At 36.8% G+C, this 25,036-nt stretch carries 19 protein-coding genes and 1 tRNA gene; 12 read left to right on the top strand and 8 right to left on the bottom strand.

The annotated features are described in order from the left end of the window. Nucleotides 1–14 precede the first annotated feature (14 nt). The 4 genes from ACSHW7_RS01670 to ACSHW7_RS01655 form a co-directional block, all read right to left on the bottom strand. Nucleotides 15–1,811, bottom strand: coding sequence for a chloride channel protein (locus ACSHW7_RS01670; protein ID WP_435677580.1), 1,797 nt, complete (start codon nucleotides 1,809–1,811; stop codon nucleotides 15–17). 67 nt (nucleotides 1,812–1,878) lie between these two features. Beyond that, a complete protein-coding gene (gene aspS / locus ACSHW7_RS01665; RefSeq protein WP_435677579.1) occupies nucleotides 1,879–3,636 on the bottom strand; it encodes an aspartate--tRNA ligase in 1,758 nt (585 codons plus the stop codon). Nucleotides 3,637–4,003: 367 nt separating this feature from the next. Next, entirely contained in the window at nucleotides 4,004–5,272 is a 1,269-nt protein-coding gene (gene odhB / locus ACSHW7_RS01660) for a 2-oxoglutarate dehydrogenase complex dihydrolipoyllysine-residue succinyltransferase (RefSeq protein ID WP_435677578.1), read from the bottom strand. Between the two features lie 128 nt (nucleotides 5,273–5,400). Continuing rightward, nucleotides 5,401–8,151, bottom strand: a complete 2,751-nt coding sequence (locus ACSHW7_RS01655; protein ID WP_435677577.1) for a 2-oxoglutarate dehydrogenase E1 component — start codon at nucleotides 8,149–8,151, stop codon at nucleotides 5,401–5,403. 110 nt (nucleotides 8,152–8,261) lie between these two features. On the opposite strand from ACSHW7_RS01655, the gene ACSHW7_RS01650 reads away from it, so the two are divergent. Further along, the gene (locus ACSHW7_RS01650) at nucleotides 8,262–8,789 is read left to right on the top strand and encodes a hypothetical protein (RefSeq protein ID WP_435677576.1); all 528 of its coding nucleotides are present in this window, start codon (nucleotides 8,262–8,264) and stop codon (nucleotides 8,787–8,789) included. On the opposite strand, the gene ACSHW7_RS01645 is transcribed toward ACSHW7_RS01650, so the two are convergent. Beyond that, the gene (locus tag ACSHW7_RS01645) at nucleotides 8,786–9,760 is read right to left on the bottom strand and encodes a polyprenyl synthetase family protein (protein ID WP_435677575.1); all 975 of its coding nucleotides are present in this window, start codon (nucleotides 9,758–9,760) and stop codon (nucleotides 8,786–8,788) included. The genes ACSHW7_RS01650 and ACSHW7_RS01645 overlap by 4 nt on opposite strands. A gap of 224 nt (nucleotides 9,761–9,984) precedes the next feature. On the opposite strand from ACSHW7_RS01645, the gene ACSHW7_RS01640 reads away from it, so the two are divergent. Genes ACSHW7_RS01640 through ACSHW7_RS01625 form a run of 4 tightly spaced genes read left to right on the top strand, consistent with a single transcriptional unit; the run spans nucleotide 9,985 to nucleotide 16,698 of the window. Continuing rightward, complete coding sequence (locus ACSHW7_RS01640; RefSeq protein ID WP_435677574.1) at nucleotides 9,985–10,590, top strand: TetR/AcrR family transcriptional regulator; 606 nt, start codon at nucleotides 9,985–9,987, stop codon at nucleotides 10,588–10,590. Then, the gene (locus ACSHW7_RS01635; protein ID WP_435677573.1) at nucleotides 10,590–11,963 is read left to right on the top strand and encodes a TolC family protein; all 1,374 of its coding nucleotides are present in this window, start codon (nucleotides 10,590–10,592) and stop codon (nucleotides 11,961–11,963) included. The genes ACSHW7_RS01640 and ACSHW7_RS01635 overlap by 1 nt, the downstream gene beginning before the upstream one ends. A gap of 22 nt (nucleotides 11,964–11,985) precedes the next feature. Continuing rightward, nucleotides 11,986–13,152, top strand: a complete 1,167-nt coding sequence (locus ACSHW7_RS01630; protein WP_435677572.1) for an efflux RND transporter periplasmic adaptor subunit — start codon at nucleotides 11,986–11,988, stop codon at nucleotides 13,150–13,152. Between the two features lie 33 nt (nucleotides 13,153–13,185). Further along, the gene (locus tag ACSHW7_RS01625; protein WP_435677571.1) at nucleotides 13,186–16,698 is read left to right on the top strand and encodes an efflux RND transporter permease subunit; all 3,513 of its coding nucleotides are present in this window, start codon (nucleotides 13,186–13,188) and stop codon (nucleotides 16,696–16,698) included. 267 nt (nucleotides 16,699–16,965) lie between these two features. On the opposite strand, the gene ACSHW7_RS01620 is transcribed toward ACSHW7_RS01625, so the two are convergent. From ACSHW7_RS01620 to ACSHW7_RS01610, 3 genes are all read right to left on the bottom strand, one after another. Continuing rightward, nucleotides 16,966–17,589 (bottom strand): response regulator, encoded by a 624-nt coding sequence (locus ACSHW7_RS01620; protein WP_435677570.1) that lies wholly within the window; start codon nucleotides 17,587–17,589, stop codon nucleotides 16,966–16,968. After that, on the bottom strand, nucleotides 17,589–19,592 hold the full coding sequence (locus ACSHW7_RS01615) for a tetratricopeptide repeat-containing sensor histidine kinase (protein ID WP_435677569.1): 2,004 nt from the start codon (nucleotides 19,590–19,592) through the stop codon (nucleotides 17,589–17,591). Before ACSHW7_RS01615 ends, ACSHW7_RS01620 begins: the two co-directional genes overlap by 1 nt. 64 nt (nucleotides 19,593–19,656) lie before the next feature. Next, a complete protein-coding gene (locus ACSHW7_RS01610) occupies nucleotides 19,657–20,091 on the bottom strand; it encodes a retropepsin-like aspartic protease (RefSeq protein ID WP_435677568.1) in 435 nt (144 codons plus the stop codon). 46 nt (nucleotides 20,092–20,137) lie between these two features. Between ACSHW7_RS01610 and ACSHW7_RS01605 the strand changes: the two genes are divergently transcribed. From ACSHW7_RS01605 to ACSHW7_RS01575, 7 genes are all read left to right on the top strand, one after another. Further along, nucleotides 20,138–20,914 (top strand): TatD family hydrolase, encoded by a 777-nt coding sequence (locus tag ACSHW7_RS01605; protein WP_435677567.1) that lies wholly within the window; start codon nucleotides 20,138–20,140, stop codon nucleotides 20,912–20,914. 120 nt (nucleotides 20,915–21,034) lie between these two features. Next, complete coding sequence (locus ACSHW7_RS01600) at nucleotides 21,035–22,063, top strand: asparaginase (protein WP_435677566.1); 1,029 nt, start codon at nucleotides 21,035–21,037, stop codon at nucleotides 22,061–22,063. Nucleotides 22,064–22,123: 60 nt separating this feature from the next. Then, a tRNA-Ser gene (locus tag ACSHW7_RS01595) sits at nucleotides 22,124–22,208 on the top strand. A 406-nt stretch (nucleotides 22,209–22,614) separates the two neighbouring features. Next, nucleotides 22,615–23,415 (top strand): MotA/TolQ/ExbB proton channel family protein, encoded by an 801-nt coding sequence (locus tag ACSHW7_RS01590; RefSeq protein ID WP_435677565.1) that lies wholly within the window; start codon nucleotides 22,615–22,617, stop codon nucleotides 23,413–23,415. Between the two features lie 19 nt (nucleotides 23,416–23,434). Then, nucleotides 23,435–23,866 carry a hypothetical protein gene (locus ACSHW7_RS01585; protein WP_435677564.1) on the top strand — a complete coding sequence of 144 codons (432 nt, stop codon included), beginning with the start codon at nucleotides 23,435–23,437 and terminating at the stop codon, nucleotides 23,864–23,866. Nucleotides 23,867–23,868: 2 nt separating this feature from the next. After that, nucleotides 23,869–24,471, top strand: coding sequence for an ExbD/TolR family protein (locus tag ACSHW7_RS01580; protein WP_435677563.1), 603 nt, complete (start codon nucleotides 23,869–23,871; stop codon nucleotides 24,469–24,471). 18 nt (nucleotides 24,472–24,489) lie between these two features. Then, nucleotides 24,490–24,966, top strand: a complete 477-nt coding sequence (locus ACSHW7_RS01575; RefSeq protein ID WP_435677562.1) for an ExbD/TolR family protein — start codon at nucleotides 24,490–24,492, stop codon at nucleotides 24,964–24,966. The last annotated feature ends 70 nt before the right edge of the window (nucleotides 24,967–25,036 follow it).

Genomic DNA, 25,036 nt, shown 5'->3' with positions numbered 1-25,036 from the left:
TCTTGTATTATTATTTATTTTCCTGAAAAGGCTATTAGTTTTCTGCGATATGCAGTTAGTAATTTTGATTTTGAAACGAAACCAATATACCCATTCTTTGAAACTACAGGTAAATTCCAGGCTTGTGTTTCTTGAAATTTTTCCATTACCGTTGTCATTTTATCATCTTCTAAGATAATTACGGCCGGAGGACTTTTCATCAATTCTCTTGCTGTAACATTTTTATAAAGTGATTGGTCAAACATGATTGGTCGCAAATCGTCCAAAAGTATAATGCCTTGTAATTCTTTGGTTTCTTTGTCGATGACTGGAAAAATGTTTCGATTGCTTTTTGTTATTGCTTTGTGTACAATTTCGCCTAAAGTCATTTCAGGATAAAGCGATATAAAGTTTTTTTCAATCACTGTTTTGATATTCATCAATGTAAGCACCGCGTGGTCTTTGTTATGTGTAATTAAATCGCCTTTTCTGCCCAGCTCCATCGCATACACAGAGTGTGGTAAAAAGTAGGTGGTTATTGAAAACGAAATAGCCGAAGTAATCATTAACGGTAAAAAAAGTTGGTAGCCTCCGGTCACTTCGGCAATCAAGAAAATTGCGGTTAAGGGAGCGTGTAAAACGCCCGCCATGAGTCCTGTCATTCCAACAAGTGTAAAATTACTTTCGGACACTGTTTTTGAAAGGAAGGGAATGCTGTTTATTACTTTTGCCACACAAAATCCTAAAATACTTCCCATAAAAAGGGTGGGTGCAAAAATACCTCCTGTTCCTCCAGCGCCAAAAGTAAGCGATGTAGCAATTACTTTAAAAAAGACCAACCCAAATAACAACCCTATGATTGCCCAATCATTTGTAAGTTCGGCATGAAAAATATTGTTCTGTAGTGCTTTTTCAGGATTTCCTTGTACTAGATTGTTGATGACATCAAACCCTTCCCCATACAGCGGTGGGATGAGATAAATAAGCAATCCCAATCCCAAAGCTCCAATGGTTAGCCGTTTGAGAGGTGAACCTAAACTTTCAAAAAACTGACGGAATTTATCATAAATAATAGTAAAATAAATAGAAACAAATCCAGCCGTTACTCCCAGTAAAATATAGAAAGGTAAATCGCTCATTACAAAAGTTTCGGTAATGGTAAATGGAAGAAGGATGTCATTTCCGAAGAAGAAATAAGAGGTCAAATTTGCTGAAACAGATGCTAATAATAAAGGTATTAGCGAAACCAAAGTAAGGTCAAGACTGAATACTTCAATCGCAAAAATGATGGCTGCGATAGGGGCTTTGAATATTGAAGATAGTGCTCCTGCAGCAGCACAACCAATCAGCAAGGTTCGAGTAGCTTGATTTAAATGAAACAATCTTGAAAGATTTGAACTTATGGCTGCGGCAGTTGAAACCGTTGGCCCTTCCAGACCTACCGAACCTCCAAAACCAACTGTTATCGGGGCCAAAATGAGACTGGCATACATTTGTATTTGTTTCATCAAGCCCTTTCGCTTACTGATAGCAAACAATGTTGCCGGTATGCCATGGGTAGGCTCAAACCGCAAGATATATTTTGCAAGTAAATACACGATAATAAGACCGATAACGGGAAATATAAAATAAAATGCGGTGCGATATTCTATGATAATCTGCCCTTCAAATAATAGTTGGATAAAATGGGTAACGTTCTTAATTACAACTGCGGAAAGTCCAGCCAAAATTCCAACCATAATACTCACCAAATAAATAAATTGTTTCTGTGAGATGTACCTTATTCTCCAGACAAGTATTTTAGTAAGTAAGTTGTTTTTTTGTTTTGGCATTGTGTGGTTTCAAAAAATCCCACTGAAAAAGCGGGATTTAAATGTAGTTAATATTTCAGCACTAAAACTATTTTAAAGGCAGGTCTAATTTTAAATTAAGTTCTGTCAACTGTTCTTGATCCAATGGAGCAGGTGCATCAATCATAACATCTCGACCGCGATTGTTTTTAGGGAATGCAATAAAATCTCTAATGGTTTCTTGTCCGCCCAAAATAGATACGAGCCTGTCAAGCCCAAACGCAAGACCACCGTGCGGTGGTGCTCCATATTCAAAAGCATCCATTAAGAAACCAAATTGCGCTTTAGCCTCTTCATCACTAAAACCAAGGTGCTTTAACATAATAGCCTGCGTTTCTTTGTCATGGATACGTATAGAACCTCCACCTATCTCGTTTCCGTTAAGGACAAGATCGTACGCATTTGCTTTTACTTCACCAGGATTTGTGTCTAGCATTTCAATCTGTCCTGGCTTAGGAGACGTAAATGGATGGTGCATGGCGTGGTAATGACCCGTTTCTTCATCCAATTCTAACAGCGGGAAATCAATGACCCATAACGGTGCAAACTCTTTAGGGTTTCTCAATCCCAAACGCTCGGCAAGCTCCATACGTAAAGCACTTAATTGTGCTCTTACTTTGTTTGTGTCTCCAGAAAGTACACAAATTAAATCGCCAGCTTTTGCTCCAGTAACTTCAGCCCATTTTGCAAGATCCTCTTGGTCATAAAATTTATCAACCGAAGATTTAAACGTACCATCCTCGTTGCAACGACAATAAACCATGCCAAGTGCTCCCACTTGTGGGCGTCGCACCCAGTCAATTAGGTTATCAATTTCTTTTCTAGTGTAGTTGTTTCCGCCATGGACTGCGATTCCAACGACAAGTTCAGCATTGTTGAAGACTCCAAAATCCTTGTGCTGTGTAACTGCATTCAGTTCGCCAAATTCCATCCCAAAACGAATGTCCGGTTTGTCATTTCCGTATTTTGCCATAGCGTCATCGTACTGCATTCTTGGGAATTCACCGATTTCAACACCATTGATTTCTTTTAACAAATGGCGCGTCAATCCTTCAAACATGTTTAAAATATCTTCTTGTTCGATGAATGCCATTTCGCAGTCAATCTGCGTGAACTCTGGTTGTCTGTCCGCTCTTAAATCTTCATCTCTGAAACATTTTACAATTTGAAAATATTTGTCTAAACCACCCACCATTAGCAATTGCTTAAATGTTTGTGGTGACTGCGGAAGGGCGTAAAACTGACCTTCGTTCATTCTTGAAGGGACAACAAAATCTCGTGCGCCCTCTGGAGTGGACTTTATTAAATAAGGGGTTTCTACATCAACAAATCCTTCAGCTGAAAGATAATTGCGTACCGCCATCGACACTTTATGTCTAAAAATTAGGTTTTCTCTTACTGGATTTCGGCGTATATCGAGGTAGCGATATTTCATTCTTAAATCTTCCCCACCGTCTGTTTCGTCTTCAATAGTAAAAGGAGGCGTTAGCGATTTGTTGAGTATGGTAACTTCGGAAACGAGGATTTCAATTTCTCCTGTTGCCATATTTGAATTTTTCGATTCTCTTTCAATGACAGTACCTTTCACCTGAATAACGAACTCTCTACCCAAGTGGACCGCTTGCTCCATCATTTCTTTAGGCGTGCGCTCTTCATCAAAAATAAGTTGCGTAATACCATAGCGATCACGAAGATCTACCCAAACCATAAAACCTTTATTTCTAGTTTTTTGTACCCATCCTGAGAGCGTAACTTCTTGACCTATATGTGAGGCGCGTAATTCGCCATTGGTATGCGTTCTGTACATGTCTTTGAAAATTTCAGCAAAAATAAGAAGATCTGCTTAGGTGGATAACAAAAACGCTGCAAAAGATACCTATGATATAAACTACACCAATATTTATGTTAGGAAAATTGTTAATATTAAATCTAACAACTCTAAAATAATCAATTCGTTATTGTTATATTTAATCAATAAGAAGTTTAAAGTTATGTTCTTTGGATTTACAATTAATTAGCAGAGATGTTAAGCACTTATGCCAAAAAGATGTTTTTGACCAAAGAATTAAACTTTAAGTAATGATTTGTCTATATTATTATAGAGTGTTTTATAAACACAAAAGCCCATCTACATTAATTTAGACGGGCTTTTCTTATGTTGAGAATGAGGTTTGTTATAGCTCTAAAGCTCTTTTACCATCTCCATTCATTAATAACTCTGTTGGATTTTCTAGTGCTTCTTTAACTGCTACTAAGAAACCTACACTTTCTTTTCCGTCAATGATACGGTGGTCATAGCTCAATGCAACGAACATAATAGGTGCAATTACGATACCTCCATTTTTTACAATAGGACGCTCAACAATATTATGCATACCTAAAATTCCAGATTGTGGAGGATTGATGATTGGAGTTGAAAGCATACTTCCAAAAACACCACCATTACTAATGGTAAATGTTCCACCCGTCATTTCATCCACAGTAATCTGTCCATCACGAGCCCTAATAGCAAGACGTTTTACTTCACTTTCTACTCCTCTAAATGTTAAGTTCTCTGCATTTCTAATCACAGGTACCATTAATCCTTTTGGACCTGATACTGCAATAGAAATATCTTTATAATCAAACGTTAACATCTCTTTTCCATCAATCATACTGTTTACAGCAGGGTACATTTCTAAAGCACGTACCACGGCAAGTGTAAAGAATGACATAAATCCAAGCCCTACGCCGTGCTTTTCTTTAAATGTTTCTTTGTATTCATCACGAAGCTCAAAAATAGGTCCCATGTCCACTTCGTTGAACGTTGTCAACATTGCTGTTGTGTTTTTTGCCTCTACAAGACGTTCAGCTACTTTGCGACGCAACATGGATAGTTTTGTTCTACTTGAACCGCGACCACCTGTTCCCGGAGTTCCCATAGAAGGTGTTGCGTTTTCCGCATCGTGTTTTGTAATACGACCGTCACGCCCAGAACCTGAAACACTCCCAGCATCCACTCCTTTTTCATCAAGGATTTTCTTGGCCGCCGGAGAAGGGGTTCCACTTGCGTAGGTTTTGTTTTCCTTTAAAGGTTCTGTTTTTTTATTGGTGTCTTCTGCTTTCGCCTGTCTTGCCGAAACATCAATTGCTGCATTGCCCTTTCCTTTTTCGTCGCCTGCATTTTCGTATGTTTCAACATCATCTTCTGTTTTTCCGCCAGGCTTTTCTGCATCTGTGTCAATTAAACAAACGACAGCTCCTACGGCCACTGCATCGCCTTCTTCGGCTTTGAGTGTAATGATTCCGCTGGCTTCTGCGGGTAATTCTAGCGTTGCTTTATCGCTATCAACCTCTGCAATGGCTTGGTCTTTTTCTACATAATCCCCGTCTTCAACGAGCCATTGTGCAATTTCTACTTCGGTTATGGATTCTCCCGGTGAGGGAACTTTCATCTCTAACATAGGTTATTCTGTTACATTTCGGCTTTGCCAAAATATTAGTACTCGTCTTTATTTTTCTGCTCTCTTCGGAAATTTTAAAACAACAACGACTGTGTTGTCTCATTAAAATTTTCGCGTAAGCTTTACTCTTATTCTAATGTCGCGTCAAACACGCTGTCAATTACTTTTTTGTGTCTTGCCTTAGAACGTGTGCTGCTTCCAGCTGCTGGCGAACTGTACACTCGTCTTGATGCCATTCTTAGTTTAACGAAATCAAAATTCATCAACATAAAACTCAAAGCACCCATATTTCTTGGCTCTTCTTGCGCCCAAACATATTCTTTTACTTTTGGATAGCCTTTGATGATATCCTTCAATTGGTCTATTGGCAATGGGAATAATTGTTCAATACGCACCAATGCCACGTCATCACGACCATTTTCTTCGCGACGTTCTAGCAAATCGTAATAGAACTTTCCAGTACAAAACACCACCGAAGTCACTTTCTTTTTGTCCACCTGCGCATCGTCTATAGTCTCTTGGAATTCACCCGTTGCCAGTTCTTCTTTTGTTGAAACAACTTTTGGGTGGCGTAATAAACTCTTTGGTGTGAAAACCACGAGTGGCTTTCTAAAATTCCACTTCATCTGTCTACGAAGAAGATGGAAAAAGTTGGCTGGCGTTGTCACGTCTGCCATAATCATATTGTCTCTTGAGCACAATTGTAAATAGCGTTCCATTCGCGCACTGGAATGCTCACTACCTTGACCTTCATAGCCGTGTGGAAGTAGCATTACGAGTCCATTTTGGGTTTTCCATTTACTTTCTGCCGCACTAATATATTGATCGAGCATTATCTGTGCTCCGTTTGAGAAATCACCAAATTGCGCTTCCCAAAGTGTCAATGTTTTTGGAGTAGCCATCGCATATCCATAATCAAAACCTACCACTGCATATTCAGATAATAGTGAGTTATATATATACATGTGCCCTTCAACATCAAGATTGTTGTGGAGGTTTATTTCCTCGGCATCATTTTCGGTTTTTATGGTAGCGTGACGGTGTGAAAATGTCCCACGTTCCACGTCTTGCCCTGTCATACGTACATCAAAACCTTCTTCCATTAAGGTTGCATAGGCAAGTAGTTCGCCCATTGCCCAATCTAAGTTGTTGCTTTCGGTGTAGCGTGTGTGCCTATCTGCAATAATGCGCTCAATCTTACGAATGAATTTTTTATCTTTTGGTAGTTTGGTAATTCCTTCAGCTAAAGCATCTAGTTTTTTCTGCGGAAATGTAGTGTCCATTTTAGTTAAAATGTCTTCCTTTTTTCCTAAAACATATCCATCCCAGTCGTCAGCAAGAATTTCAGTAATTACTGTTTTATCTTTTTTACGTGAGGCTTCCAAGTCGTTTTCAAGGTCGTCTTTATAAGCGACTTCAATTTTCTTTACGTAGCCTTCTTCAATTATTCCTTCTTTAAATAATTTTTTGCCGTAAATATCACGCGGATTTTCGTGTTTTGCAATGGCTTTGTATAACTGGGGTTGAGTAAAACGAGGTTCGTCACCTTCGTTATGCCCGTATTTTCTATATCCTAAAACATCAATAAAGACATCTCTTCCAAACTTCATTCTAAAATCTAATGCAAAAGAGAATGCGTGGCAAACTGCCTCAACATCATCAGCATTTACGTGTAATACGGGTGACAACGTTACTTTAGCCACATCTGTACAATAGGTTGACGAACGTGCGTCTAAATAATTCGTTGTAAAGCCCACTTGGTTGTTAGCTACAACATGAATGGATCCTCCTGTGCGATACCCTTCCAGCTGCGCCATTTGTATAAACTCATATACTACGCCTTGTCCAGCAATAGCAGCATCTCCATGAATAAGAATAGGGAGGATTTTTTTCTCATCGCCGCCCAATTGATTGTCAATTTTAGCTCTTGCAATTCCTCCAACAACAGCATTCACAGTTTCAAGATGTGAAGGATTGGGGGCTAAGTCCATACGTACTTTTTTGCCACCATTCGTCTCTCTAAAACTTGTCCAACCCATGTGGTACTTTACATCACCATCAAAAAGTTCGGCTTCGTCGTATTCTTTGCTGTCAAATTCACTAAATATTTTTTCGGGTGCTTTCCCGAAGATATTTGTAAGTACGTTAAGTCTACCACGGTGAGCCATACCTACTACAAACTGTTCAATACCTTTTTCGGCACCATTTTCCATTAAGCTATCTAAGCCAGGAATTAAGGCGTCAACTCCTTCTATTGAAAAACGTTTTTGCCCTACATATTTTGAATGTAAAAAAGTCTCGAAAGAAAGCGCATGATTTAATTTGCCCAATATGTGTTTTTTATGCTGTGCTGAATAGTTAGCGTGGTTGTCATTTTTATTCAGCCAGTCTTGAATCCATTTAATTTCTTCTGGATTACGGATGTACATATACTCAATCCCAATAGAATCGCAGTAAATGGCTTCTAGGTGTTTTACTATTTCGGCTAAGGTGTTTTTTCCTAAACCTAAAATAGAACCTGCTTCAAATTGCGTTTGCAAATCTGCTTCGCTCAATCCAAAATTCTCCAACGCCAATGTAGGGGCATATTTTCTACGCTCGCGAACGGGGTTTGTCTTTGTAAATAAATGCCCACGGGTGCGGTAGCCATCGATAAGTTTGATGACCTTAAATTCGTTTAATACATGTTCTGGAACTTCGGCATTTGTTGCACTCCCAAAGGCTTCCTCAACTGAACCTCCACTTTCAACACCAAAATCAAATCCTTGAAAAAAGGCTCTCCAGCTAGGCTCAACGCTATCTGGATACTGAAGATATTTGTTATACATTTCCGAGATTTGCTCGGGGTGGATGGCATTTAGAAAAGAATATTTATCCATAAGGTGGAACGCTGACGGGTTTTAAAAAACAGTACAAAAATACAACAAATCGAGAAACTACATCTTTGGTTTCTGTATATTTATGGGGTATAAATCTTAAATTCATCATAATGTTTACTACTCAAAATGTGTGTAAATTTTTAGGTCTCTTTATTTTGCTCCTTACTTTTACAAGTTTACAAACGAGAGCGCAGGAAACAAAAAGCTCCTTTTGGGACAATGTGGATATTGGTGGAGGTATAGGGATTAATTTTGGCAACGGCTATTTTAGCGGTTTGATTGTGCCAAGTGCTATTTATAACTTCAATGAATATTTTGCGGTAGGTCCCGGGCTACAATATAGTTATGAAAGTGGGAACGATTTTAAGAGTAGCCTTGTGGGCTTAAGTGTTATTGCACTTGCAAATCCTATTCCCGAAATTCAATTGTCTGCGGAATTTGAAGAAGCGTATGTTTCACAAACCATAGAGTTTATCGATGGCGATTTGAGTAGAGATTTTTGGAACACAGCGCTCTTTGTGGGTGCCGGCTATCGCGTAGGCAAAGGTGCTATCGGCATCAGGTATAATTTATTGTTCAACGATGAAGACGATATTTATAACACTGCTTGGGCGCCATTTGTGCGGATATATTTTTAAACCTTTCGCTTCATCAACCAACCCGCAAAATCTTGTAACTCTTCTTTTTTGTCTTCGGAAATTTTAATTTCATTTAAGACTGAAATAGCCTTTTCAGTATAGCGCTCTATCTCCTTTTCGGTAGCTTCGGCAGCGCCGGTTTGTTTAAATAATTGCTTTACGATTTCAATTTTTTCTGAAGGATTTTCTGGAGTGCTTTCAAAATGATTTCTTAAAATTTCAGCATCGGAAACAGAACTATTTTTAAGTGCCGTTAAATACAAAAAAGTCTTCTTGTTTGCGATAATATCACCACCCACTTGTTTTCCAAAAGTTTCAGGATTCCCAAAAGCATCCAAGTAATCATCCTGCAACTGAAAAGCAATGCCCAGATATTTTCCGAAGTCATAAATATTTTCTTTACAAGACTCAGATGCACCCGCAACAATCGCTCCCATTTGCATCGCAGCACCTATTAACACTGCGGTTTTGTACTCAATCATTTTAATATACTCTGGGATTGTTACATCGTCCCGAGTTTCAAAATCCACGTCATATTGCTGCCCTTCACAAACCTCGAGTGCCGTTTTACTGAACAACTTTGCAAGCTGTTGAAACATTTGTGGCTCATAATCTTCAAAGAGTTGGTAGGCCAAAATCAACATTGCATCGCCAGAGAGAATTCCAGTATTTAAGTCCCATTTTTCATGTACGGTCATGCGGCCCCTTCTCAAAGGCGCGTCATCCATAATATCGTCGTGTATCAATGAAAAATTATGAAAAAGTTCTACCGCTAAAGCCGCATTCATTGATTTTTTAAAATCGGATGAAAAGAAATCTGCCGTCATCAAGGTGAGCAAAGGTCTCAATCGCTTACCGCCCAACGTCAAAATATATTTTATGGGTTCATATAATTGAACGGGCTCTTTTACGGTCACTGTGGCATCAAGATGCTCAAGAAGCGCGTCACTATATTTTTGAAGTTGGATCATCTGGCAAATTTTGATTGCAAAAATACTACAAGAGGGTGCAATGAGTTCAAATTTGATGCGAAATATTGACACCTATATATTTATACAGCTTTTAATCAAATGGTTAAATAATTGCAAAAACTTTGGAAACTTTTTTGGTATTTATAGTTTCCAAAGTATATTTGTCGAAAATTTAAGTGAATCGCACTTGTTGCGTTCGAGATAACCGCCTTAGCGGTCACAATATGACAGAACAGATTATACATAAAGCTACCGAAATGTTCATGACCCTTGGTTTCAAGAGTGTTACCATGGATGACATTGCACATGAAATAGGTATTTCTAAGAAAACAATTTATACACATTTCAGCAATAAAGAAACTATTATTGCTGTGGTGACCGATGCTATTTTTGAAACAATTACCAATGATATTGCGTGTATTTGTGATATGCATAAGAATCCTATTGAGGAGTTATACGATATAAAAAAGCGCGTGATGGAGCATATTTGTAATGAAAAGGCATCACCTTTTCACCAACTTCAAAAATACTATCCAGCAATCCATGGGAATATTAAAAGGAGACAATTTGGATTTATGCAGGAATGCGTTTTGAAAAATTTAAATAAGGGACTCGAGCAAGGATTATATCGTGACAATATTGACGTCCAATTTGTTTCTCGAATATATTTTAAAGGAATTACGGGAATCAAGGAAGAAGACTTATTTCCTCCCTCCATGTTTGCTGTAGATTCGCTTTCTGAAATGTACCTAGAATATCACTTGCGTGGCATTGTTACGCCAGCGGGAAGAAAAATACTCAACCAAATCATACAATCAAACCAAGACTAATGAAAAACTACCTCATTATTTTATTCACTGCGCTTTCCATTAGCGCTACGGCTCAAAAAATGGAGTATTCCTTTTCGCTCGAAGAGGCCGTCACCTTTGCGCTAGACAGCAATTATACGGCTATCAATTCGCGTAGGGAAATTGCAAAAGCGCTCCAACAAAAATGGGAAACTACCGCATCTGGACTCCCACAGGTAAGTGGTAATATTTCTTACAATAACAACATTAAACGACCTGTAACCCTTTTGCCTGCCGAAATTACTGGCGGAGAACCGGGCACTTTTGTTCCAGTTGTATTTGGTACAAAACAAACTGCAAATGCAGTGGCGACATTAAACCAACTGATTTTTGACGGAAGCTATCTAGTAGGTTTAAAAGCTGCAAAATCTTTTTTACGCTACAGCGAAAATTTTAATGAAAAGACAAATCTAGAAGTAAGAAAAGGAGTCATAAATGCTTACGGAAGTGTGCTTTTGTCAGAAGAATTAATAGCGATTTTTGAAAAGAATAAAGCTGCTTTAGAAAAAAACCTTTTTGAAACAAACGAAATTTTTAAAAATGGTCTTACTGAAGAAGAAAGCGTAGAACAATTACAATTAACATTACTTGATGTTGACACGCAATTGAGCAACGCCCGCCGTTCTGCAATGATAGCTAGACAAATGTTTAATGTCGCACTGGGTATTGATGTAGAGACACCTGTTACATTTACAGACGATTTAGATGCATTAGCAATGCGCCAAGTAAGTCTAGAATTATTAGATTCAAATTTAAACGTGGAGGAAAATGTGGACTATAAAATTGCACAAAACCTTACCGAACAAAGAGACCTCGAAATGCAACTTGAAAAAAGCAAAGCACTGCCAAGTTTAAACGCTTTTATCAATTATGGAACTGCTGCCAATAGCGATAAGTTTACTTTTTTAAATGATAACCAAGTATGGTTTCAATCGTCAATTTTAGGGTTTAGTCTTAATGTCCCGATTTTTAGTAGCGGACTTAGAAATGCCAGAACGCAACGTGCCAAAATTGCACTTGACCAAGCACAAACTGAACTTGAAGAAACAAAACAACGTGTCAACCTTGAATTAAATTCAGCAAAAAGTAACTATCAATTTGCTATTGAAAAGTACGAGAATGCAAAGAAGAATATTGATTTGGCCATGCGTATTGAAGGTAAAAATCAAATAAAATTTACCGAAGGTCTAAGCACAAGTTTTGATTTGCGACAGGCACAAACGCAATTATACAGTGCACAACAACAATATTTTCAATCTATGCTAGACTTAATCAATAGCAAAGCTGAAATTGAAACGGTATTGAACACCCCGCAATTGAGAGTAACTTCAGAAGAAATAAAAAATAGATACTAATACAACTAAACGAAATATACCAATGAAAAAATTAATCATCCTTTTTAGTATAGCCTTAGTACTTGCTTCGTGTGGAAATAGCGAGGAACAATCTGTAGCAACTTTATTAGAAACTAATGATGCAGAAGCTATTACTTCAAAAAGAGAAGAACTTGTTGCACAACAACAAGAAATAAATGCTGAGTTGAAAAAGCTCGATGCAAAACTCAGCGAGCTCAATCCAGATAAAAACAAACCTCTTGTAACATCATTTATAGCAAAAGACACGCTTTTTGAACATTTTATAGAATTACAAGGTGACGTAGAAACGGACGAAAATATTGTAATCACACCAGAGATGGGTGGCGTTCTAACTCATGTATATGTTAAAGAAGGTCAAAAAGTAAGTAAAGGTCAAATATTGGCTAAAGTTGATGATGGTGGAATGAGCCAACAACTTGCTCAAATGCAAGTACAAGCAGATTTGGCAAAAACAACTTTTGAAAGACAAGAACGACTTTGGAACCAGAAAATAGGAAGTGAGATTCAATATTTGCAGGCAAAATCGGCTTATGAAGGTCAATTAAAAGCTATAAGTTCTATGCAGCAGCAAATAGGAAAATCGAATGTGAGAGCACCCTTTTCAGGTACAATTGATGACCTAATTACAGAACGCGGTAGTGTAGTTTCTCCAGGAATGACTTCTTTGATGCGTATTGTAAGTTTGGACGATATGCACATTAAAACAGACGTCCCTGAGACGTATCTTTCAGATGTTGTGACTGGAAAAAATGTAGAGGTGTTTTTCCCTGTGCTCGATAAAAAAATGGATGCTAAAGTGAGTCAAACAGGGAGTTTTATCAACCCAAACAATAGAACATTTAAAATTGAAATCGACATTCCCAACAAGGAAAAAGACGTAAAACCTAATTTGACAGCAAGACTTAAAATCAACGATTATACACGTCCTAATTCTATTTTGATTCCCCAAAGTATTATTAGTGAAAATGCAAATGGAGAACAGTATGTGTATGTGCTTTCAGAAAAAAATAATGAAGAGGCAGTGGCCAAAAGGGTGATTATTAAACCAGGCAAAACTCAAGGGGATGATATTGAGGTGCTTGAAGGTCTAAAGCCCGGAGATGAAATTATTAAAGAAGGAGCTAGAAGTGTAAAAGATGGGCAGACTGTAAAATTAATTTCATATTAACCATAAATACGTTCGTTACCACGAAACAATATCATGGCAAAAAAGAAAAAAAATACCGAAAAGGAATTTAAACTTTCCAGTTGGGCAATCAATAATAAAACCACCATTTATGCAGCAATGGTGCTCATATTATTTATGGGCTACAGCGCTTACAATTCAATGCCTCGCGAGTCTTTTCCCGAAATTAGAGAGACTAAAATTTACGTTAGTTCATTATTCCCTGGAAACACCGCCGAGGATATTGAAAAGCTAATTACTGACCCTCTAGAGGATAAATTGAAAACCGTGAGCGGTGTTACAGAGTTAACCTCTACTTCGCAAGAGGATTACTCTATGATTGTCATTGAATTTGACGATGATATCCCCGTTGAGCAAGCAAAACAATTAGTAAAAGATGAAATAGATGGAGAGACTTCCGGTGAAGATTGGCCTACTTTTAATGGTGCAAAAATAGAACCTAACGTTTTTGAATTGAGTATAAGTGAAGAAATGCCTATTCTCAACATTAACATTTCTGGCGATTATACTGTCATGCAGTTAAAAGAATTTGGTGAATACCTTCAAGATGAAATTGAAAACCTATCGGAAATAAAAAAGGTGGACATCCGTGGTGCTCAAGAAAAAGAGGTTGAGGTCGCTGTAGATATCTATAAAATGATGGCGAGCAATGTAAGTTTTGCTGACATTCAAAATGCTATCAGCAATGGAAATATGACAATGTCCGCCGGAAATTTTAAAGCAAGCGGACAAAGAAGGACCATCCGGATTTTAGGTGAAATTGAATCTCCACAAGAGCTTAATAAATTTGTTGTTAAAAATGAAGATGGAAACACAGTATATCTTGAAGATGTAGCATCGGTTTCTTTTAAAGAGAAAGATAAAACTACGTTTGCTAGAGAGTTTGGAGAACAAGTAGTGATGCTAGATGTAAAAAAACGATCTGGTAAAAATATGGTCGCTGCAGCAGAAAAAATTGACGTTATTGTTGCTGAGGCAAAAGAGAACAAATTTCCTTCAGATTTAGAGTTGACCATTACAAACGACCAATCTTCAAAAACAATTGGTCAGGTTGACGACTTGGTTAATAATATCATTTTTGGGATTATCTTAGTTGTTACTGTATTGATGTTCTTTTTAGGATTTAAAAACGCACTTTTTGTTGGTTTTGCTATCCCGATGTCCATGTTTATGTCATTGATGATATTGAGTTGGATGGGATACACCCTCAACACAATGATTTTGTTTGGATTGATTATGGGGCTTGGAATGCTCGTGGATAACGGTATTGTAGTTGTTGAAAACGTATATCGTTTAATGGATGAAGAGGGAATGAGCAGGACTGAAGCTGCGAAGAAAGGAATTGGTGAAATTGCATTTCCTATTATTATTTCGACAGCAACAACGGTGGCGGCATTTATTCCTTTAGGATTATGGCCGGGATTGATGGGACAGTTTATGATTTATTTTCCCATTACACTTTCCGTAGTATTAGGGTCTTCTTTATTTGTGGCTATTTTCTTTAATTCGGTTTTGGTATCACAATTTATGACGACCGAGGATAAGGATATGCCTATTAATAATTTGATTAAAATTTCAGCAATCGTTGGAGGAATTGGACTTTTCATTGCCATCATTGGCGGTGATTACAGAGGGATTGGAGTTCTTATGATTGTTGTTGCTGGGATGCTATGGGTGTATCGATTGGTACTCCGTAAAATGGCGAATAGATTTCAGAAAAAATCTTTAGTAAAATTAGAAAACTGGTATGAGCGCAATTTAACCAGAGCATTTAAAGGCAAGCGGCCTTATTTTATTTCGGTATTGGCACTATTATTATTTATTGGATCCATTGCCGCATTTGGAGGATCTGTTGCCGCTCAAAGAACTAAAATTGAATTCTTCCCAGATAACAAGCCCAATCAAATTATTGTGTATTTAGAATATCCAGAAGGTACCGCGATTGAGAAGACAAACGCAATAACTAAGGAAGTGGAAAAAAGAGTTTTTAGTGTGCTCAACGATGATAGTTATAGAGATGGCGATTACAATTTTCTAGTAGAGAGTACGGTTTCTCAAGTTGGTGCTGGAGCAGGAAATCCTCAAACCGATGGAGGCTCTGCTGCTGAGATGCCTCACAAAGGAAAAATTACTGCATCTATGCGAGAATACAAATATAGACGTGGTGAGGACAGTGAGGAGCTAAGGAAAAAAGTTCAGGAAGAACTGGAGGGTATTTACCCTGGGTTATTGGTTTCGGTAGAAAAAGATGCCAATGGTCCCCCTCAAGGAGCTGCTGTAAACATAGAACTCGAAGGCGAAGATTATAGTGAATTGATTGCCACTGCCGAAAATATGCGCAAGTTTTTGAATACAAAGAACATTGCAGCAATTGATGAGCTGAAAATCGATGTTAATAAAGACAAGCCGGGAATGCAAGTGATTGTTGATAGAGAAAAAGCGGGAGAGTTGGGCGTAAGTGCTGGACAAGTAGGACAACAATTGCGTAATTCAATTTTTGGTACAAAAGCAGGCGTTTACAAAGAAGACGGTGATGATTTTGATATTTATATTCGTTTTAATGAAGATAGCCGGTACAATAAAAGTGCGCTGTTCAATCAAACAATGACGTTTAGAACGAATACTGGACAGATGAGAGAAATTCCAGTAAGTGCCGTGGCGACGCAGCAAAATAGTTCTGGTTTTAGCGCTATAAAACATAAAGATACAAGAAGAGTAGTGACTGTATATTCTGGATTAAAGCCTGGGTATACAGATGCTGGTGCCGCTGTCGCCGAAGTACAAGACGCCATGAAGAGCTACGAAGGAATGCCAGACGATATTAAGATTGATTATACAGGACAATTGGAGGAGCAGAATAAAGAGCAAGCATTTTTAATGGGAGCATTTTTTAGCGGGTTATTCTTGATTTTCTTGATATTGATATTTCAATTTAACTCTATTTCTAAGCCAGCGATTATAATGGTAGCTATCTTTTTAAGTTTGATTGGAGTTTTTGGAGGCATTGTGATTAGCGGATCTTCGTTTGTTATTTTAATGACGATGATGGGAATTATTTCGTTAGCAGGTATCGTTGTCAATAATGGGGTGGTGCTTTTGGATTATGCCCAGCTACTCATTGATAGAAAGAAAAATACACTCAATATAGATGATAAAGAATATTTAGAAAAAGAAGATTTATTAGAAAGTATTATTAAAGCTGGTAAAGCGCGTTTGCGCCCCGTTTTATTAACTGCAATTACAACTATTCTTGGATTAATACCTTTAGCGATAGGATTGAATATTGATTTCTTTTCATTGTTTAGTAAGTTTGACCCTAATATATATATGGGAGGAGACAATGTTATTTTCTGGGGTCCTCTAGCGTGGACTGTGATTTATGGGTTGTTTATAGCCACTTTCTTGACCTTGATTGTAGTACCGGTTTTATTTTATCTTGCTATGCGAATGAAGATGTGGATTCATGGATTGCGAAATCCTAAAGAAGAGCTTCATGAAGAAGACATCAATATGGAAGCGGCTGAGTAAACGTCGTTGAAAATAAAAAAGCCCGCAATCATTAGTTTGATTGCGGGCTTTTTTATTGAAAAAATTTAAATAAAATAGTTAAGGACATTCATACCAATAACGCTAATTACAATAATTATTAAAACAATAAACAAAAGTCGTTTGCTCGAGTATCCGCTTGTATGTTCCATATTGTCCTTCATTTAAAAAATGATTTCGCAACAAATATCGGGATTTTAGAGGAAAGGGTTATGAGTGTTTTTACGTGTTTTGTAGTAAAAGAGGGTCTTAAGATTGATGTTTTTTTGCCCAAATGAGCAAGCTATTTGTCTTCGGTTCTAAATTTAACTTTGTTATTATGTTACTACGATGTTTTTCTACTGTTCTATATGAAATGAAAAGGAGAGAAGCAATTTCCTTGTTTGTCATGTCTTGAGCGATTAGTTTTAGTATTTTCTTTTCAGAAGGTGTAAGCATGCTTATTGAGCTATCTTTTATTGGCTCAACACCGAGAAGTTTTTTCATATTCTCGCTAAAATATTGATGTCCTTGGCTTACTGTTTTAATGCAATTTTCGATTTCTTCGAGCGCAAATTCTTTTAATATATATCCATAAATATTTAAGTCTTTTGCTTTTTTAAAGAGTTCTTTTTCTTTGTGAAGTGTGATGAGTACAATTTTGGTTTTATAGGCATTTGCCTTACACAATTTTGCAATTTCAATTCCGGAAATAAATGGCATTTGAATATCGAGTATTGCTATTTCAGGTTTTAATGTTATAATTAATTCTACTGCCTCGTTGCCATTAGCGGCGCTCCCAACAATGTTGTATTTTTTTTCTGTTAGAAAATCATTTAACCCTTTTAAGAGCAATGGATGGTCGTCTGCTATTATAATTGATTTTCTGTACATTAAATTGGAAATTGAAATTCTAGTAAGGTACCGTTTTCTTTTTTGGATTGTACCTTCATCTGGCCATTTAAAAACTTTGTTCTCTCAAGCAACGTTTTTAATCCTAATGATTTTGTGTCATTATACTTTTCTGGAAAGTCAAATCCGTCCCCATTATCTCTAATGGCAATGATTACCGAATTTGCTGCCTTTTTAACGGTCAATTTTGTGGCTTCGGCTTTAGCGTGTTTTACTACATTGCTCAGCCCTTCTTGCACAATACGATAAATGTTTACTTCTTGTTCTTTTGAAAAAACGTTATCGATGTTATCTATTTCCGAAGAAATAAACAAGGTAGTATTTTCATCTATTTCTGAAATGGTGTGCTCTATGGCTTTTGTAATTCCAAGTTCTTGTAGTTGAAAAGGATGAAGATCTCGTGTAATTGTCCTTACTTCCTCAATGGTGGTATCGACCATTTTTTGACTCTCTAAATCTCCTTTGGCTATGAGCTTGTTTTTGAGCACAAGTAAACGTTGTCCGAGACCGTCGTGTAAGTCGCTAGAAATTCGTTTTCGTTCTTCTTCTTGAGAGATGAGTAAATCTTGACTAAAACGTTCTTGTAATATTTTATTGGTTTTATGATGCCGTTGCGCTCGATATAATAGAATGATTCCAAAGAGTAGAACCCCGGCTACGCTTAGATATATGGATTGTTTTTTGAACTCGCTATTTTGCGCTTGTAGACGTTCAATATTTGCGGTTTTCTCTACGAGCTCTTTTTCTTTCTTTTCTGTCTCGTAAAGCGTTTGATAACGTGCTAATGAGTTAAGGTTTGTTTTACTGAATGTTTTTTCTTTTAAATTAATGTACTCGTCTTTATTAAAAAGCGCTTTTTCAAAGTTGCCCAGTTTTGTATATATATCGGCGAGTAGTTGGTGGGCATCTATAATTTCTTCATTATGGCCAAACATTTTTGCTAATTTGAGCTTCTCCAAACCAGCTTGAAGCGCTTTTTCATACTCTCCCATTTTCTCAAAATACCGTGCGCTCGCTCCATTGAAAACTAAAGCTTTATCGAATTCGCTAGTTTTGTCAAAGCTAATAGCAGTCATGATCTCGTAATTTTCAATTGCTTTTTTCAAATTGTTTTCACGAATATAATACTCACATAAAAGTGCGCTGATGAATATCATGAAATCAGCATCTTTTAAATCCTTTACATTTTGTTCTGCTAGTTCTAAGTATTCTAATTCTAAATCATACTTGCCAGTATGTTTATAATCAAGGGCTTGATTATAATAGGCTACTGTTAAATCTTCAGGTCTATTTAACTTAAGAACCTCATTTATAAATTTTTTCCGTTCTTTTTCTGCATCCTCATAAAATCCGTTTTTACTCAGCATAGTAATATTTCCTTGTCGAGCGTAGAGCATATATTGAATGTCACCACTGGCTTCATATAAATTGTATGCTTTATTATAATCGCTGCCAGCTTGAATGAAGTTCCCTAAGTTTGAATTGGCATGTCCTTTATATAGATAGGCATCTGCTTTATGGAGTATATCTTTTTCAGCAAAGTTTTCAATAGCAAGCGCGTAGTTTTCTACGGCATCTTCGAATGAGACACCATGATAAGCCTTACCTTTTCTGTAGTATAAACTACCTAAAAGAAAGCTGTCTTTAATTTTATACTTATTAGCAAGAATACTGGTTAGGACTGTTGCTGCTTTAAATGGATCTTTGCCAGATGTGGTAAGTGGAAATTGAAGATTGATAGCTTTTTTGGCAGCATCTTCAAAAAGGTCGCTTTCTTTTGCTAGGTCAATATATTCCAAGCTATATTTAATGAATTTTTCATCATCTTTTTCAAATGTTTTTGACAACAATGAATCAAGCGACTCTAGCTTTTTGTCTAGGTCATTTGTTGTTGCTAAGACATATTGGTAATGCTCAATATCTTGACAAATGGCAAGTTGAAATGATAGCAGCGCTATTAAAAATATGAGTATTCGAATATTCATTTAAATTTGGGAGGAGACGTAAATTTACTATAATTTAAGAATTTATTTTTAGAAAATCCTTAAATTATTTGAGATACAAACAATTACGGCCGTAGTCTATTACCGCTCTGTTGTTTTTTAGATAGTCTGCTCCTATGATTCCATGAACTACATTGGGGTCAATTTGTGATAGGGCTTTGTTTACGTGTGAGAGGTCAAAAAGAACAAAATTCATTTTTTGAGTGATGTGTTTCCCTAAGGTAAGTTTGTTATTTTCAGAAAGTTGTGTTTTCATGTCGGTCGCTCCGGCTCCTGCAGCAATAACATCACTTTCAATACTTTTCAGTTTAAAATAATCAATAAAATCAAAACCAATACAACTGGTGGAAGCTCCTGTGTCGACAATAAAAGTTCCTTTAATGCCATTTAATTTAATAACACAGGAATAGTGACCAGAAGCCATTGCTTTTAAAGGAACTCTTACAAATCCCTTTGTCTCTAAAATTTCACGTAGTTGCAACTTCTTTTTTTGTAAAGATAGTAAACAAAATGCCTAGATTTGTAGCATGTTAATTGATACCCATACCCACTTATACAGCGATGCTTTCGTTGAAGACCGCGATGCTATGATGCAACGTGCGTTTGACGAGGGCGTTCAGCATTTTTATCTTCCTGCCATAGATGCCGAGCACACGCAATCTATGTATGATTTAAAAGCAGCGTACCCTAACAATATACATTTGATGATGGGTCTGCATCCCACCAGCGTAAAAGAAAATTATAAAGAAGAACTCGCTCACGTAGCTAAGCAATTTGAAGAAAATAATTTTATCGCTGTGGGCGAAATTGGCATAGATCTATATTGGGATAAAAGCACATTGGGAATTCAACAAGATGCTTTTAGAAACCAAATTGCGCTTGCAAAAAAGTACAAACTGCCTATTGTCATTCATTGCAGAGATGCGTTTGATGAGGTTTTTGAAGTATTGGAAACCGAAAAAAGCGATGACCTATTTGGAATTTTTCATTGTTTTACGGGCAACATTGGGCAAGCGAAACTAGCGATTTCTTTGAATATGAAATTAGGAATAGGTGGGGTTGTGACGTTTAAAAATGGAAAGATTGACCAATTTTTAAATCAGATTCCGTTGCAGCACATTGTGCTTGAAACAGATTCGCCTTACCTTGCGCCGGTACCTTTTCGTGGTAAGCGCAACGAGAGCAGCTATATTTCATTAATATGTAAAAAGGTGGCTGAGGTGTATGATATTTCGGAAGAAGAGGTCGCCAAACAAACCACTAAAAATGCGTTTGATGTCTTCGGAAATTTGACTGATGTTTAAAATTTTAGTAAGGAAAAGAAATATTCCGAAGAAAGAAAACAATAAAAGATTCCAAAATTTAAAGGGTTTTTAAAGCTTTACTATTTCCGAAGAAATCTAAAAAAAATAATATTAGTACCGATGCATAAAAAACCAAACATACTCCTTATATATACTGGTGGAACTATTGGGATGATCAAGAATTTTGAGACAGGTGCGTTGAGTAATTTCAACTTTGATGACCTGTTGAAGCACATTCCCGAGCTTAAGTTGCTGGATTGTGAAATTGATACGCATAGTTTTGATTCGCCCATAGATAGCTCAAACATGAATCCCGAATATTGGAAACAACTCGTTACCATTATTGAAGATGGATATAACGACTTTGATGGTTTTGTGGTTTTGCACGGTAGTGATACCATGTCTTATACTGCTTCGGCATTGAGCTTTATGTTAGAAAATCTTGCCAAGCCAGTTTTGTTTACGGGGTCTCAACTGCCCATTGGCGATTTGAGGACAGACGCAAAAGAAAATTTGATTACTACCATTCAGCTAGCTTCACAAAGGGGAAAAGATGGCCCCGTTATTAAGGAAGTAGGGCTGTATTTTGAATATAAATTGTACCGCGCAAACCGAACCACAAAAATTAATGCAGAACATTTTGAAGCCTTTGCCTCATTAAATTATCCTGCCCTTGCTGAAAGCGGGGTGCACCTTGATATTGACAAACGAGCCCTTTTAAAAGTAGGTAAAGACACTGTTTTAAAGGTGCATAAAGAGTTAGAGTCTAATATTGTCCTCGTCAAAATGTTTCCAGGAATTACAAAGGAGACTATTACTCACATTTTTTCTTACCAAGGTATGAAAGGGCTGGTTTTAGAAACCTACGGCAGTGGAAACCTCACTACTGAGCCTTGGTTTTTAGATGCGTTAAAAGGCTTGTTAAAGCGCAACATTCCTGTTATAAATATCACACAATGTGCAGGTGGTAGTGTTGCGATGGGGCATTATGAAACAAGTACGGCGATGAAAAAAATGGGCATAATTAGCGGAAAAGATATTACCACTGAAGCGGCCATCACAAAATTGATGTACCTATTAAAGCAAGATATTCCGGTTTCAGAATTTAAGCATGCTTTTGAAACATCGTTGCGTGGAGAAATGAGTTAAAAGAATAGCTTCGGAAATTTTAAGTGGTGATGCTTTTTACGATATTTGCAAAAAAGAATTAGAAAGGTGGCCGAGTGGCTTAAGGCGCACGCTTGGAAAGCGTGTATACGGCAACGTATCGAGGGTTCGAATCCCTTCCTTTCTGCTAAATACTTAAACCGATTGCATTTTTCTTGTAATCGGTTTTTCTTTTAGGGACAATCTCAATCCCAACAATAAACCTTATCATTTTTTGTTTTAATACTAAGGTTGAAAATAGGCGCAACTTTGTTTGGTTTAAAGATAGAATAAGGAAATTTTAGTGTTTTTTTGTCTTTATGGTGATTATGGGCTGATAAAAATTCAATTTATTACAGATTATTTCTAAATTAACGGTAAGTTAATATGTATATATAATAGGTTAACAATTAGCGTGTACCGTTACTGTTGCGTCGGTAAAATAAATTATTTGTTACAGGTCTTAATATATTTTTGTTGTTTCCATAAATATTTTTATATCTTTAAAATCTTAAATTAAACCAATTTTAAAATCAAACTTTAAGTCGATAGCAATGAAAAAATTATTTTCTATTATGGCAATTGCCGCACTTGTTTTTGCGGGAACTTTATCAGCAAACGCAACAGCTCTTAATGCGCCAACAACCTCAAACACATTAGTAGAAGCAGCTACTGTAACATTTGTTCAAGAAGTAGAAGCAGTCGACGGGGCTGAAGAACTAGGATGGCATCAACAATTAAAAGAGCGTTTTATTCAAGGGGGACCTTTGTTTATGGGGATTGTACTTGTTTGTTTGATCTTAGGATTGGCGATGGCAATCGAGAGAATTATTTTCTTGAATATGTCAACCACAAACACTCAAAAGTTAGCTCAAAATGTTGAAGACGCTCTTAACAGTGGTGGTGTTGAAGCAGCTAAAGAAGTTTGCCGTAACACAAAAGGACCTGTAGCATCGATATACTATCAAGGTCTTGACCGTGCAGATGAGAGTATCGAGGCTGCAGAAAAAGCAGTTGTAGCTTACGGTGGTGTTCAAATGGGACAATTGGAAAAAAACGTTTCTTGGGTATCTTTATTTATCGCACTGGCTCCAATGCTTGGTTTTATGGGTACGGTAATTGGTATGATTACGGCCTTTGATAAAATTGAAGCAGCTGGAGATATGAACCCTTCATTAGTTGCTGGTGGTATTAAAGTGGCACTTTTGACAACAGTATTTGGACTTGTAGTAGCAATTATCCTACAAATTTTTTACAATTATATCATCGCTAAGATTGATAGTATTGTAAATAGTATGGAAGACGCGTCTATCACATTGATTGACATGTTGATTGACTATAAAAACAGAAAGTAATACTTTAAAAACCAAATAAATGGCTTTACATAAAATTTTAAAAATCGTAGCACTCATACTTAGTGTCGCAGGTATTGTTCTTTGGGGAATGATTGTGGCAAAAGGAGATGAAGCTATCATCGAGAGTGGTGGAGAAGGACTTGATGGCATACTATATGTAGCTTATATTACGTTTGCTATAGTATTAGTGGCTGTATTAATATTTGTTCTCAAAGGTCTCTTTGAAGGAAACATAAAGAAGACTTTAATTTCAATCGGTGCATTTTTACTCATTTTTGTTATCGCGTATGCGCTTTCAACGGGAGTAGAATCTACTAATAGAGAAGGAGAAATTATTACAGCGCAAACATCAAAATGGATTGGAACTGGACTTTATGCTTTTTATATTATGGCAATTTTAGCTGTAATTGCAATGGTATTTAGTGGAGTGAAGAAATTAACAACAAGATAATCATGGGAAGAAGAGCAACACCAGAAGTAAATGCAGGGTCTATGGCAGACATCGCTTTCCTGTTGCTTATCTTTTTCTTGGTAACAACTACTATTGAGAAAGATAAAGGGATAGCACGTCAGTTACCACCTAAGCAGGAAAAAGAGGAAACTCCTCCACCTATTAAGGAGAAGAATATCTTTATCGTAGCAATTAATAGAAGCAACGATATGCTTGTTGAAAATGAATTGATGCAAGTAGAAGACTTACGTCAAGCTGCTATTGAATTCTTAGATAATGGTGGGGATGGTACGTGTACCTACTGCAAGGGCAGAAAAAACCCTGCGTCATCAGATAATCCTGAGAAGGCAGTTATTACAGTAAAGAATGACCGCGAAAGTACATATTCTATGTACATTCAAGTTCAAAACGAACTTGTAGGTGCTTATAATTTTTTAAGAGATAGAGAGTCGCAACGTTTGTACGGTTGGAAATTTACTGAAGTAAACAAAGCGATTGATGAAGGTAGCTACAAAGGAAATATAGAAAAGGCAAAAGATCGTTTAAAGGAAATTCAGGAGCTATTTCCAATGAAATTATCTGAAGCAGATACCAAGCAACAGTAAATTTAAAAAGAACAAAAAATGTCAAAATTTAATAAGAAAAAAGGTGGTGAGTTACCTGCAGTAAATACTGCTTCATTACCTGATATTGTATTTATGTTATTGTTCTTCTTTATGGTTGTAACTGTATTAAGAAAGGATAATTTGATGGTACAGCAACAATTACCAAAAGCAGATCAGGTTGAAAAACTTCAAAAAGACCGTTCTGTATATATTTACGCTGGCAAGCCTAGTGCGCGCTATCAAGATAAATACGGTACTGAAGGTAAAATCCAAATAGGTGATAAGTATACTGATGTTAATGGATTACAATTTGCACTTACTGAAGAGCGCGCTAAGTTACTGCCAGAACTTCAAAATAGTGTTGTTGTTGCTTTAAAAGTTGATGAAGATACTAATACAGGTTTAGTAACCGATATTAAAGAAAAGTTGAGAGATTTAAATATGGTAAAAGTGATTTATATCACGACACCAGGAAATGAGTTGACTGGCAATTAATATTCTTAGATAATTAATGGGAAGCCTCTTCGTTTAGAAGAGGCTTTTTTAATTTTATGAAGTTCGTAAT

This window comes from Patiriisocius sp. (assembly GCF_051252435.1).
Classification (GTDB): domain Bacteria; phylum Bacteroidota; class Bacteroidia; order Flavobacteriales; family Flavobacteriaceae; genus Patiriisocius.
Note: the sequence above shows the minus strand (reverse complement) of the source record. Positions and strands in the feature narration are given on the sequence as shown.